The organism is Klebsiella sp. HN106, from assembly GCF_051209435.1.
GTDB classification, from domain to species: domain Bacteria; phylum Pseudomonadota; class Gammaproteobacteria; order Enterobacterales; family Enterobacteriaceae; genus Klebsiella; species Klebsiella oxytoca.
Genome location: NZ_JBLURD010000006.1, coordinates 204,788 through 217,228 on the forward strand (window position 1 = coordinate 204,788; position 12,441 = coordinate 217,228).

Annotated in this window: 10 protein-coding genes and 1 pseudogene; 5 read left to right on the forward strand and 6 right to left on the reverse strand. The window is 56.7% G+C overall.

Annotated elements, in window-relative coordinates:
* Window positions 1-42: 42 nt before the first annotated feature.
* The 4 genes from ACSIPU_RS16715 to qseB form a co-directional block, all read right to left on the reverse strand.
* Entirely contained in the window at window positions 43-357 is a 315-nt protein-coding gene (locus ACSIPU_RS16715; protein ID WP_004105848.1) for a putative quinol monooxygenase, read from the reverse strand.
* 90 nt (window positions 358-447) lie between these two features.
* On the reverse strand, window positions 448-1,029 hold the full coding sequence (locus ACSIPU_RS16720; protein ID WP_196558164.1) for an NAD(P)H-dependent oxidoreductase: 582 nt from the start codon (window positions 1,027-1,029) through the stop codon (window positions 448-450).
* 106 nt (window positions 1,030-1,135) lie between these two features.
* Window positions 1,136-2,485, reverse strand: a complete 1,350-nt coding sequence (gene qseC / locus ACSIPU_RS16725; RefSeq protein ID WP_017145413.1) for a quorum sensing histidine kinase QseC — start codon at window positions 2,483-2,485, stop codon at window positions 1,136-1,138.
* Window positions 2,482-3,141 carry a quorum sensing response regulator transcription factor QseB gene (gene qseB, locus ACSIPU_RS16730; protein WP_196558165.1) on the reverse strand — a complete coding sequence of 220 codons (660 nt, stop codon included), beginning with the start codon at window positions 3,139-3,141 and terminating at the stop codon, window positions 2,482-2,484. Before qseB ends, qseC begins: the two co-directional genes overlap by 4 nt.
* 151 nt (window positions 3,142-3,292) lie before the next feature.
* Here qseB and ACSIPU_RS16735 point away from each other — a divergent pair, with 151 nt between their 5' ends.
* The 5 genes and pseudogenes from ACSIPU_RS16735 to ACSIPU_RS16755 form a co-directional block, all read left to right on the forward strand.
* Window positions 3,293-3,700: a YgiW/YdeI family stress tolerance OB fold protein gene (locus ACSIPU_RS16735; RefSeq protein ID WP_004105835.1), complete on the forward strand. Its 408-nt coding sequence runs from the start codon at window positions 3,293-3,295 to the stop codon at window positions 3,698-3,700.
* Window positions 3,701-3,850: 150 nt separating this feature from the next.
* Complete coding sequence (gene parC, locus ACSIPU_RS16740; protein ID WP_004105833.1) at window positions 3,851-6,109, forward strand: DNA topoisomerase IV subunit A; 2,259 nt, start codon at window positions 3,851-3,853, stop codon at window positions 6,107-6,109.
* 184 nt (window positions 6,110-6,293) lie between these two features.
* Window positions 6,294-7,031 carry a 1-acylglycerol-3-phosphate O-acyltransferase gene (gene plsC / locus ACSIPU_RS16745; protein WP_004105831.1) on the forward strand — a complete coding sequence of 246 codons (738 nt, stop codon included), beginning with the start codon at window positions 6,294-6,296 and terminating at the stop codon, window positions 7,029-7,031.
* Window positions 7,032-7,115: 84 nt separating this feature from the next.
* Window positions 7,116-8,528: a cell division protein FtsP gene (gene ftsP / locus ACSIPU_RS16750; protein WP_004105829.1), complete on the forward strand. Its 1,413-nt coding sequence runs from the start codon at window positions 7,116-7,118 to the stop codon at window positions 8,526-8,528.
* Between the two features lie 31 nt (window positions 8,529-8,559).
* Window positions 8,560-10,801: pseudogene (locus tag ACSIPU_RS16755) on the forward strand (YgiQ family radical SAM protein); the annotation flags it as partial.
* Between the two features lie 126 nt (window positions 10,802-10,927).
* On the opposite strand, the gene ACSIPU_RS16760 reads toward ACSIPU_RS16755, so the two are convergent.
* Together ACSIPU_RS16760 and dkgA are read right to left on the reverse strand one after the other, a co-directional pair.
* Complete coding sequence (locus ACSIPU_RS16760) at window positions 10,928-11,383, reverse strand: HIT family protein (RefSeq protein WP_004105825.1); 456 nt, start codon at window positions 11,381-11,383, stop codon at window positions 10,928-10,930.
* A gap of 98 nt (window positions 11,384-11,481) precedes the next feature.
* Entirely contained in the window at window positions 11,482-12,309 is an 828-nt protein-coding gene (dkgA, locus tag ACSIPU_RS16765; RefSeq protein WP_196558166.1) for a 2,5-didehydrogluconate reductase DkgA, read from the reverse strand.
* Between the last annotated feature and the right edge of the window lie 132 nt (window positions 12,310-12,441).

The window sequence follows — 12,441 nt, forward strand, 5'->3', positions numbered from 1 at the left end:
TAAAAAAATCGGCCAGGGAACTGGCCGATTTTTTTTGTGCGCTTAAATACCGGATTCCAGAATACGGATATTCATCTCCAGCACGTCGCCTTTAACGGCTTCACCGTAGGCTTTCATGTGCGGAGTCTGCAGGTGCGCTTCAAGATGCGCGACGCTTTCCCACTGCTCGACCATGACGATGGAGTCCGGCGAGGTGGTCTGAAAACTGACGCCAGCGGCGTGATCCACCAGCGGCGCATAGCCGTGACAGCCCTCTTCCTGGAGAACGGTCGGGGTAATTTTTGCGAACTGATCCAGCACCGCCTGACGATGGTGTTGCCCCGGACGAGTGCGAATTTCAGCAATCACTGTCAACATGGTTAACTCAACTCCTTCTGTGTATTCTCATCATACTTCAAGCCGCCGCCAGAGTAGCCGCGCTTGTCGTCTTTTCATAACTCAGTACAGTTAACCAAAAATTTCCGCCAGATGCTTGCGATATTCTGCCGTATAACGCGGAACATCGGGCATTTTGATCACATCGTTGGCGATGAAGGTCGGCAGGGCGCTCATCCCAAGGAACTGGTTAGCCTTATGGAACGGCAGGTAAACGCCGTCGACGCCGACGCCGTGGAAAAACTGATCTTTCTCGGTGAAGGCTTCCATCGGCGCATTCCAGGTCAGGGACAGCATATATTTTTTGCCCTGAATCAGGCCGCCGGAACCATATTTCTTACTGGCATCGGAGCGGGTGCGGCCATCGCTGGAGTACAGCGCTCCGTGACCTTCGGTAAAGACATCGTCGATGTACTTTTTCACCGTCCAGGGCGCGCCCATCCACCAGCCCGGCATCTGCCAGATAACCACGTCAGCCCAGAGAAAATTCTGCACCTCTTCTTTTACATCGTATTCGCTCTCGGCGCGGACGACCTTAACATCATGCCCGGCGTCGCGCAGATAACCATCCGCGACCTCGGTCAGGGTGTCGTTCAGTTGGCCGTTAGAGTGGGCGAATTTTTTCGCACCGTTGATAATCAGAATGTTGCTCATTTTTTATCCTCAACCTTTCAATTTTGTGAGTCATGTTACCCCGTCGGGCAGAGCGGTAAAATGAGCAAAATGTGCAAAGTCTTTTGCTTTTTTAGCAATAATAGCGCTACCAGCGAATGCGCGCTTCGAATCCGCCGTCCCGGGCGTTGCCGAAACTGGCCGTCATTCCGTGCAGCGCGGCGATACGTTTGACGATGGATAACCCAAGACCGCTGCCGGGTTGTTCCTGTCCCGGCGGGCGATAAAAGCGCTCGCCGATACGCGCCAGGGCTTCGGCGCTAATGCCCGGGCCGTTATCGCGCACGCGAAATTCACCAGCTTCAAGCGTGATATCGACCTGGCTTCCGGCGGCGCTATAGCGTACGGCGTTATCTAAAAGATTGCGCACCAGAAGGCTCAGCAGCAGCGGCTGGCCGGTGCGTGCGACGTTATCCGCATTCAGATGCAGACGCAGCTCAACGCCGGCCTGCTGAGCGGGGTGGTACATCTCCATCACCGCCGACTGCAGCAGGTCGTCCAGGGCGACGCGCTGGATATCGTCCAGCTGCGCCAGCGAATCCAGGCGCGACAAAGTCAGAAGCTGATCGACCAGGCGGGTTGCGCGATCGATACCCTGGTGAAGCTGCGCCAGTGCTTTATCCAGCCCCTGCGGATCGTCCTTCGAAAGCTGGGCTACTTCAGTTTGCACCTTCAGGGCCGCCAGCGGACTGCGCAGTTCGTGGGCCGCATCGGATGTGAAGCGACGCTCGCGGATCATGGCATCATGCGTGCGGATAAACAGCTGATTTAGCGCGTCGACCAGCGGGCGAACTTCATTGGGCACGTTTTTATTATTCAGCGTTTCGGCGGAATCCGGCGCCCGGGCGCGCAGCGTGTTGGCCAGCTTTTTCAGCGGCGCCAGTTCCCGGCTTAACAGCACGATGAGTAGCAAAAACATAAGCGGCAGCGCAATCAGCCAGGGCGTGAGCTGGCTGGTGACGATATCCAGCGCCATCTCGCGACGGTAATCCCACTCCTGGCCGACAACGATACGATGGCGGCCGTCGCGGGTGGTGAGCCACAGAAAACGCCACTCGTCGTCATCGCCGCGCAGATAGCCGTCGCTGAATCCCTCCCGATTGCGGCCCCACGGGATATCCTGGCCATTCTCGCCATCGTTAAGCACCATCTTGCCATCGGTGGTAAAGATAGCGAAAGCCAGCGCGTCGTCGTCGAGATGACCGTGCTTGACCTTCTTCTTCTCTCGCACCTGCGAAGAGAGGGTGTGAAGCTCGTCAAAATTCATTGCGCTAAGGCGGCGGGCGAATAGCAGCTGCTGGGTATCGAAGAGCTTATCCAGCTTATCGGTCGTTTGTTGCCAGGCCACAAAGCTGGCGATGCCCCATGCGGCGCTGGTCAGCAGCAGGAAAAGGAGCGTCAGGCGAACGCGCAGGCTCAGTTTGCCCAGTCGTTTCATGCGTCCCCCAGGGTGTAGCCGATACCGTGAACGGTGCGAATGAAACCGCTGCCGAGTTTACGGCGTAGATGGTGGACGTGCACCTCTATCGCATTGCTGGAAACGTCGTCATCCCAGCTGTAGAGTTTTTCTTCGATCAGCTTACGCGGCAGCACGCGTCCGGCGTTACGCATCATCAGCTCCAGCAGAGCAAACTCCTTTGGCTTGAGCGCCAGGCTTTTGCCGTTCAGGGTGGCCGTGAGCCGGCCCGGGTCGAGAACCACGCTGCCGTGCCGCAGCTCGCTGCTGCTCTGGCCGTGGGCGCGGCGCATCAGCGCTTCCAGACGGGCGGCGACTTCAATCAGCGCAAAGGGTTTGCATAGATAGTCATCGGCGCCGAGCCGAAGCCCTTCAACCCGCTGGCTGAGCGCGTCGCGGGCGGTAAGGATCAGTACCGGTTCATGGCGGCCTTTGTCGCGCCATTCGCGCAGGATATCCAGCCCATCAATGCCGGGAAGGGTCAGGTCCAGAATAATGGCGTCATAGGGGGCGTTGTACAATGCGGCTTTTCCTTCCTCACCGCGGGTAAACCAGTCGACGCTGAATCCCATTTTTGTCAGCCCTGCCTTGAGGCCGTCACCGATCAGTTTATCGTCTTCCACCAATAAAATACGCATTCTCCTGCTCCTGTATCCCTCGGCTATTCCAGCAGTAAAGCGCGTTGCGGCGCGCCCTGTACAGGAATAAAATTTATTTTTTCCGCTTAAGAAGTTGTTAAGTTTTGCCCGGTGTAATAGTGACGATATAAACACAAAGGGAGAACACATCATGAAGAAAATCGCCGCAATGACCGCCATCATCGCTTTAGTTTCCATGCCGGTACTGGCTGCTGAACAGGGCGGATTTTCCGGCCCTGGCTCCACGCAAACCAGCCAGACAACCTCGCAAAATGGCGGGTTTATTGGCCCGAACGGGAGCGTAACGACGGTTGCGAATGCGAAAAGCCTGCGTGACGATACCTGGGTGACCCTGCGCGGTAAAATCGTGGAGCGTATTTCCGATGATCTGTATAAATTCCAGGACAGCTCCGGCACCGTCAACGTCGATATCGATCACAAGCGCTGGAACGGCGTGACCGTTACCCCGCAGGATACGGTAGAGATCCAGGGCGAAGTCGATAAAGACTGGAACTCAGTGGAGATCGATGTAAAGCAGATTCGTAAAATCACCCCCTAATTTGCGAATCGCCTTCAGCCATAACTGAAGGATGCTCACGGAATTCCTCAACCGGCCTAACGCCCTGTGACTCAGGGCGTCAGATAGGGTATTATCGCCGGTAGTTTTGCCGTCCGAACGGCCGGTACGCAGATTGAGGATTCACGATTAATGAGCGATATGGCAGAGCGCCTTGCGCTGCATGAATTTACGGAAAACGCCTACCTTAACTACTCCATGTACGTCATCATGGACAGGGCGCTGCCGTTTATTGGCGATGGCCTGAAGCCGGTCCAGCGTCGCATCGTCTATGCGATGTCTGAACTGGGTCTGAACGCCAGCGCGAAGTTCAAAAAGTCCGCCCGCACCGTCGGTGACGTGCTGGGTAAATACCATCCCCACGGCGACAGCGCGTGCTATGAAGCCATGGTGCTGATGGCTCAGCCCTTCTCCTACCGCTATCCGCTGGTTGACGGTCAGGGAAACTGGGGGGCGCCGGACGATCCTAAATCCTTCGCCGCAATGCGTTATACCGAATCCCGTTTGTCGAAGTATGCTGAACTGCTGCTGAGCGAACTGGGGCAAGGCACCGTTGACTGGGTACCAAACTTCGACGGCACTTTGCAGGAGCCGAAGATGCTGCCTGCGCGCCTGCCCAATATTCTGCTAAACGGTACTACCGGCATTGCCGTTGGGATGGCGACGGACATTCCGCCGCACAACCTGCGTGAAGTGGCCCGGGCGGCCATTACCCTGATTGAAAAGCCGCAAACTTCGCTGGATGACCTGCTGGATATCGTGCAGGGGCCGGATTACCCGACCGAAGCGGAAATCATTACCCCCCGTGCCGAAATCCGCAAAATCTACCAGAATGGCCGCGGTTCGGTGCGGATGCGCGCGGTATGGGCCAAAGAAGACGGCGCGGTGGTGATTAGCGCGCTGCCGCATCAGGTTTCCGGCGCCCGCGTGCTCGAGCAGATCGCCGCCCAGATGCGCAACAAAAAGCTGCCGATGGTGGATGATCTGCGCGACGAGTCGGATCACGAAAACCCGACTCGCCTGGTGATCGTCCCGCGCTCTAACCGCGTCGATATGGAGCAGGTGATGAACCACCTGTTCGCGACGACCGACCTGGAAAAGAGCTATCGTATCAACCTGAATATGATCGGGCTCGATAACCGTCCAGCGGTTAAAAACCTGCTGGAAATCCTCTCGGAATGGCTGACCTTCCGTCGCGATACCGTGCGCCGTCGTCTCAGCTACCGTCTGGAAAAGGTCCTCAAGCGCCTGCATATTCTTGAAGGTTTGCTGGTGGCGTTCCTGAATATTGATGAAGTTATCGAGATCATTCGTCACGAAGATGAGCCGAAACCGGCGCTGATGTCACGCTTCGGCCTCAGCGAGACCCAGGCGGAAGCGATTCTGGAGTTAAAACTGCGCCATCTCGCCAAACTGGAAGAGATGAAGATTCGCGGCGAGCAGAACGAGCTGGAAAAAGAGCGCGACAACCTGCAGGCCATCCTGGCCTCTGAACGCAAGATGAATAACCTGCTGAAGAAAGAGCTGCAGGCCGACGCCGACGCCTTTGGCGACGATCGCCGTTCGCCGCTGCGCGAGCGCGAAGAAGCCAAGGCGATGAGCGAGCACGATATGCTGCCGTCTGAGCCGGTGACTATCGTTCTGTCGCAGAGCGGCTGGGTACGCAGCGCCAAAGGTCACGATATTGACGCGCCGGGGCTGAACTATAAAGCGGGCGACAGTTTTAAATCGGCCGTGAAAGGGAAGAGCAATCAGCCGGTGGTCTTTATTGACACTACCGGGCGCAGCTACGCGATTGACCCGATTACCCTGCCGTCCGCGCGCGGTCAGGGCGAGCCGCTCACCGGTAAGCTGACGCTGCCTCCGGGGGCGACGGTTGAACATATGCTGATGGAAGCCGATGATCAAAAACTGCTGCTGGCTTCCGACGCAGGCTACGGATTTATCTGTACTTTCAACGATCTGGTGGCGCGCAACCGCGCCGGTAAGACGCTGATTAGCCTTCCGGATAACGCGCACGTGATGCCGCCGCTGGTAATAGAGGACGAATCTGACATGCTGCTGGCCATTACCGCTGCCGGCCGCATGCTGATGTTCCCGGTCAGTGACTTGCCGCAGCTGTCGAAAGGTAAGGGCAACAAGATTATTAATATTCCGTCGGCGGAAGCGGCTGCGGGCCAGGATGGCCTGGCGCATCTGTTTGTCCTGCCGCCGCAAAGTACGCTGACGATTCATGTCGGTAAGCGGAAAATTAAACTCCGTCCGGAAGAGCTGCAAAAAGTGACCGGCGAGCGCGGCCGCCGCGGCTCTCTGATGCGCGGATTGCAGAAAATCGATCGGATAGAGATTGATTCTCCGCGTCGCGCCTCTGCGGGCGGTAGCGAAGAGTAAGATGCACCTCCCTCGCGGTGAGGCGGGGGAGGTGAATATTTACCGCAAAAACGTTGTTTATTCAGGCATTGCGATTAACAATGTGCTCCCAGGGAACCTGTGCCCGGCCTGAATTGCGCTATGGCGTCAATCATTTGCTAAACAGCGAGTATAATTCTAAGCGGTTTGGGTTTTAGAGGTAGCTATGCTATTTATTTTTCGACTAATTATCGTTGTCATTTACTGTATTCTGGTGTGCATCTTCGGCTGTATCTATTGTCTGTTCAGTCCGCGTAATCCTAAGCACGTCGCCACCTTCGGTCACCTTTTTGGCAAGCTGTCGCCGGTCTTCGGTCTGAAGGTTGAACTCCGCAAGCCTGACGATGCCGAAAGCTACGGCAACGCTATCTATATCGCTAACCACCAGAATAACTATGATATGGTGACGGCATCGAATATCGTACAGCCGCCGACCGTTACGGTAGGTAAAAAAAGCCTGGCGTGGATCCCTTTTTTCGGCCAGCTCTATTGGTTGACGGGGAATCTACTGATTGACCGCAATAACCGGACAAAAGCGCACGGCACCATTGCAGAAGTCGTGAACGCATTTAAAAAGCGCAAAATCTCTTTTTGGATGTTTCCGGAAGGGACTCGCAGCCGCGGTCGCGGTTTGCTGCCTTTTAAAACCGGTGCCTTTCATGCGGCTATCGCGGCGGGCGTACCCATTATTCCGGTATGCGTGTCTAATACTTCGAATAAAATTAAGCTCAATCGCCTGAATAACGGTCTGGTGATTGTCGAAATGCTGCCGCCGGTCGACACCAGCCAGTACGGGAAAGAGGGCGTACGCGCGCTGGCGACGCACTGTCGCGAGCTGATGTCCGCGAAAATTGCCGAGCTGGATAAAGAAGTTGCCGAACGCGAAGCGGCCGGCAAGAAATAACACCGGAAACGCCGCAAACGGCGCGCGTATTGCTGGCGGGAAACGAATTCCCTTATTCATTAGTCAGTGTCTCATGGAGTTAATATGTCACTCAGTCGGCGTCAGTTCATTAAGGCTACAGGCGTAGCGCTGTGCGCAGGCGCCGCGCCGCTGAAGGCACAGGCTGCTGGTCAGCAGCCCGCGCTGCCGATTCCTCCTTTGCTTGAGTCCCGCCGCGGGCAGCCGCTATTTTTGACGCTACAGCGTGCGCACTGGTCGTTTACGCCGGGCACCCGCGCATCGGTGTGGGGGATTAACGGCCGCTACATGGGGCCAACCATCCGCGTCTGGAACGGCGACGATGTGAAGCTGATCTACAGCAACCGCCTGACGGAAAACGTCGCGATGACGATACGCGGTCTGCAGGTTCCCGGTCCGCTGATTGGCGGCGCGGCGCGTATGATGTCCGCCAACGCCGACTGGGCTCCGGTGCTGCCGATCCGCCAAAGCGCGGCGACGCTGTGGTATCAGGCCAACACGCCAAACCATATGGCGAAACAGGTTTATAACGGTCTTGCCGGGATGTGGCTGGTAGAAGATGAGGTTAGCAAGAATTTGCCGATCCCTAACCACTACGGTGTGGATGATTTCCCGGTGATTATTCAGGACAAGCGCCTGGATAACTTCGGTACGCCTGAATATAGCGAACCCGGCAGCGGCGGCTTCGTTGGCGATACGCTGCTGGTGAACGGCGTGCAGGGGCCTTTTGTTGAAGTGTCGCGCGGCTGGGTGCGCCTGCGTCTGCTGAATGCGTCTAACTCCCGGCGCTACCAGCTGCAGATGAGCGATGGTCGGTTGCTGCACGTCATCTCCGGTGACCAGGGGCTGCTTCCGGCGCCGGTTTCGCTAAAGCAGCTGTCGTTGGCTCCGGGCGAACGGCGCGAAATCCTGGTCGACATGACCAACGGCGATGAGGTGTCGATAACCTGCGGGGAAGCGGCGAGTATCGTCGATCGTATTCGCGGTTTCTTCGAACCGTCGAGCATCCTGATTTCAACGCTGATTCTGACTTTGCGCCCGACGGGCCTGCTGCCGCTGGTGACCGATAGCCTGCCTGTGCGCTTGCTGCCTACGGAAATGCTGGCCGGCGCGCCGATCCGCAGCCGCGATATTACGCTTGGCGACGATCCGGGAATCAACGGCCAGCTGTGGGATCCGCAGCGTATTGATATTACGGCGCAGCAGGGAACCTGGGAGCGCTGGACGGTGCGCGCCGACCGGCCGCAGTCGTTCCATATTGAAGGCGTCATGTTCCAGGTGCGTAATGTGAACGGTTCTGCGCCGTTCCCGGAAGACCGCGGCTGGAAGGATACCGTCTGGATCGACGGGCAGGTTGAGCTGTTGGTCTATTACAACCAGCCCTCCTGGCCGCACTTTCCGTTCCAGTACTTAAGCCAGACGCTGGAGCTTGCCGACCGCGGCTCCATTGGCCAGATTCTGGTGAATCCGGCGCCGTAATTTATTTTGTCCCGGCCTGCTGCTGGCCGGGATTGGAAAAACCTCCTTCATTTCTCCCATCGTTCCGGCTTATAATCGCCGCCCTTTTTGATTATTTTTTTATCATTTTCCCCGGAAGCAATATGAGCGCAATATCCCTGATCCAACCGGATCGTGACCTTTTCTCCTGGCCGCAGTACTGGGCCGCCTGTTTTGGCCCCGCGCCTTTTCTGCCAATGTCGCGAGAAGAGATGGATCAACTTGGCTGGGATAGCTGCGACATCATCCTGGTGACCGGCGATGCTTATGTCGATCACCCGAGCTTCGGGATGGCGATTTGCGGACGCATGCTGGAATCCCAGGGATTCCGCGTGGGGATTATTTCCCAGCCGGACTGGAACAACAAAGATGACTTTATGCGTCTGGGTAAACCGAACCTGTTCTTCGGCGTGACTGCCGGTAACATGGACTCGATGATCAACCGCTACACTGCCGACCGTAAGCTGCGCCATGACGATGCCTACACGGCGGGTAACGTGGCCGGTAAACGCCCGGATCGCGCTACGCTGGTCTACACTCAGCGCTGCAAAGAGGCATGGAAAGATGTCCCGGTGATCCTCGGGGGTATCGAAGCCAGCCTGCGCCGTACCGCGCACTATGACTACTGGTCCGATACCGTGCGCCGTTCGGTGCTGGTGGACTCTAAGGCCGATATGCTGATGTTCGGCAACGGCGAGCGTCCGCTGGTGGAAGTGGCGCACCGTCTGGCCGCCGGCGAGCCTATCGGGCAAATTCGCGATGTACGCAACACCGCCATCATGGTGAAGGAAGCGCTGCCTGGCTGGAGCGGGGTGGACTCCACGCGTCTGGACACGCCGGGCAAAATCGACCCGATCCCGCATCCGTACGGTGAAGATCTACCGTGCGCGGATAACAAAACCGTCGCGCCGCCAAAGCAGGAAGCGAAGCGCGTTACCGTCCAGCCGCCGCGTCCGAAGCCGTGGGAGAAGACCTACGTTCTGCTGCCCTCGTTTGAGAAAGTAAAAGGCGATAAAGTTCTCTACGCGCATGCCTCGCGCATTCTGCACCATGAAACTAACCCCGGCTGCGCCCGGGCGCTGATGCAGAAGCACGGCGAGCGCTATATCTGGATTAACCCGCCCGCCATTCCGCTCTCAACCGAAGAGATGGATAGCGTGTTTGCGCTGCCCTATAAGCGCGTTCCGCATCCTTCTTACGGCGATGCCCGCATTCCGGCCTATGAGATGATTCGCTTCTCCATTAACATCATGCGCGGCTGTTTTGGCGGCTGTTCGTTCTGCTCGATTACCGAGCATGAAGGTCGGATCATTCAGAGCCGTTCCGAAGATTCGATCATCAATGAAATCGAAGCGATTCGCGATACGGTGCCCGGCTTTACCGGTATTATTTCCGATCTTGGCGGCCCGACGGCCAACATGTATATGCTGCGCTGCAAGTCGCCGCGCGCCGAGCAGACCTGCCGCCGCCTGTCATGCGTTTATCCGGATATCTGCCCGCATATGGACACCAACCATGAGCCGACGATAAACCTTTACCGTCGCGCCCGCGATCTTAAAGGCATCAAAAAGATCCTCATCGCATCCGGTGTTCGTTACGACATTGCCGTTGAAGATCCGCGCTACATCAAAGAGCTGGCCACCCACCACGTCGGCGGTTATCTGAAGATTGCTCCTGAACATACCGAAGAGGGGCCGCTGTCGAAGATGATGAAGCCGGGTATGGGCAGCTACGATCGCTTTAAGCAGTTGTTCGATACTTATTCGAAGCAGGCGGGTAAAGAGCAATATCTGATTCCATACTTTATTTCCGCCCACCCGGGGACGCGAGATGAAGATATGGTGAATCTCGCGCTGTGGCTGAAGCAGCATCGTTTCCGCCTGGATCAGGTGCAGAACTTCTATCCGTCGCCGCTGGCGAACTCCACCACCATGTATTACACCGGCAAGAACCCGCTCGGTAAGATTGGCTATAAGAGTGAGGATGTGGTGGTGCCGAAGGGCGACAAACAGCGCCGCCTGCACAAGGCGCTGCTGCGCTATCACGATCCGGCCAACTGGCCGCTGATCCGTCAGGCGCTGGAAACGATGGGTAAAAAGCACCTGATCGGCAGCCGTCGCGATTGCCTGGTACCGGCGCCGACGCTGGAAGAAATGCGCGAGGCGCGTCGCCAGAACCGCCATACCCGACCGGCGCTGACGAAGCATACGCCGATTGTGCACCAGCGTTCGAACGGCGGGGCGACGGCGAAGAAGCCCGTAAAACGCGGCAAGGTTGCCGGTCGTTAAGCCTGCAGTATTGCCCGGTGGTGCCTCGCTGACCGGACCTGATCATCCCGGGCCCGGTCAGCCGCTTGCCAAACGGCAAAGCAAATTCTATGGCTATGCTTCTCTGATTCTGGCCGCCAGCGCTGCCAGCTTTTCATCATCCGCCCGCTCGTGATCGTGGGAGGAGAGATAGCCTTCATATTGCGCAAAAAACTTAGTCTGACGCGACTCGATCGGCCGCCATTGGGACATATCCCCGGTGCCGTGCATCGGACTGAGTTTGCTGTGGACATGGTCAACGCCATAGCCTTCAAAAAACATCCCCGTACGTCCCACGTCATCGAAGGATTTATCCAGAAGCTTTGCCACCTTCTGCGTCGCCAGCACCAGGTCGGCCAGCGCCTGCGGCGGCATATCAAACGCATAGCTGGGATAGTGCTTCTTCGGGATCACGACCGTAAAACCGTCGGTATTTGGATAAATGGAGAGAAAGGCGAGGTGGTGCTCATCTTCCCACACCTTGTGGCAGGGGGCTTTCCCCTCAACAATTTGACAGAAAATACAGCTCATCAGCACGCATCCATTTGATTGCAATAAGCCATAAATGTACGTGGTTTTAGCCGGACTGAAAAGCGATGCTCCGCCGGGATCCGACGGAGCAGGAAGGATTAGCCGCCGAACTGATCCGGGTCAGGCCCGAGGCGTTTGTTTTTGTCCAGCTTAGTGATTTCACTCAATTCATCTTTATCAAGACGGAAGTCCCAGACGTTAAAATTCTCGGCGATGCGCGACGGCGTTACGGATTTCGGGATCACCACCAGGCCGCTATCGAGGTGCCAGCGGATGACGATTTGCGCCGGCGTTTTGCCGTATTTGTCCGCCAGTTGGTGAATAATTTTCTGATCGAATACCCCTTCACCGCCCTGTGCCAGCGGGCTCCAGGACTCGGTCTGAATTTTATGCGTCGCATTCCAGGCATGAAGCTGACGCTGCTGCAGCAGAGGATGCAGTTCAATCTGGTTTATCACCGGGGCGACGCCGGTTTCATCAATGATTTTTTGCAGATGGTGGACCTGGAAATTACAGACGCCGATGCTTTTTGCCAGCCCTTGCTGCTGTAGCTCAATTAGGCTTTTCCAGGCATCAACGTAATGGTTCGTAACCGGCACCGGCCAGTGAATGAGGTATAAGTCGACGTAGTCGAGTTTGAGTTTTTTAAGGCTTTCCTGCAGCGCTTCACGGGGCTGCTTTTGATCGTCATTCCACAGCTTCGTGGTGACGAACAGCTCATCGCGGGCGACGCCTGCGCTGCTCAGTGCATTGCCGACGCCGGTTTCATTCTGGTATACGGCGGCGGTGTCAAATGAGCGATAACCGACTTCCAGCGCCTTATGAATGGCGGAGACGACTTCCTCGTTGCCTGCTTTCCACACGCCGAGCCCCAGCTGCGGCATCAGGTTGCCGTCGTGTAGTTTTATAACGGTTGGATGTGTCATGCCTTCCTCCTGTTAATGAACTCAGCGGAATAGAATCCGCTGAGGGGTAGCATTAAGTCTGGACGAAATAGCTAAAAACGGTAGTTAAACTCCTCTCCTTTGCGCGAGTTTACGCGTCGGAGAGGGCGTTGA